General features: G+C 70.0%; 1 protein-coding gene. It reads right to left on the bottom strand.

Going from position 1 to position 629, the window contains the following annotated elements; all coding sequences use genetic code 11:
- The coding region (locus ACFPU0_RS25210) for an L-serine ammonia-lyase (RefSeq protein ID WP_377696030.1) at positions 1–629 on the bottom strand (629 nt) is incomplete at both ends.

Below are 629 nucleotides of genomic sequence, written 5' to 3'. Positions count from 1 at the left end.
ATCGCGTTGCGCTCGATGCACGGCACCTGCACCAGCCCCCCCACCGGGTCGCAGGTCAGCCCCAGGTTGTGCTCCAGGCCGATCTCCGCCGCGTTCTCCAGCTGCGCCGGAGTCGCCCCCAGCACTTCCGCCAGCCCCGCCGCCGCCATCGCGCAGGCCGAACCCACCTCACCCTGGCAGCCCACCTCGGCGCCGGAGATCGAGGCGTTCTTCTTGCACAGGATGCCCACCGCCGCCGCGCCGAGGAAGAAATTGACCACGTCGTCGTCGCTGGCCTCGGGGTTGAAGCGCATGTAGTAGTGCAGCACCGCCGGGATGATCCCCGCCGCGCCGTTGGTCGGCGCCGTCACCATGCGCCCGCCGGCGGCGTTCTCCTCGTTCACCGCCAGGGCGTAGAGGTTGACCCATTCCATGGCGCTCATGGTCGAGCCGATCACGTTCGGCTTGCCCAGCTCCTGCAGGCTGCGGTGCAGCTTGGCGGCACGCCGGCGCACGTTCAGCCCGCCGGGCAGGATGCCCTCCTCGCCCAGGCCGTTGCTCACGCATTCCTGCATGGCGTCCCAGAGTTTCAGCAGCCCGGCGCGGATCTCCGCCTCGCTGCGCCAGGCCTTTTCGTTGGCCAGCATCAG

This window comes from Pseudomonas sp. GCM10022186 (genome assembly GCF_042656385.1).
Classification (GTDB): Bacteria; Pseudomonadota; Gammaproteobacteria; order Pseudomonadales; family Pseudomonadaceae; genus Metapseudomonas.
Note: the sequence above shows the minus strand (reverse complement) of the source record. Positions and strands in the feature narration are given on the sequence as shown.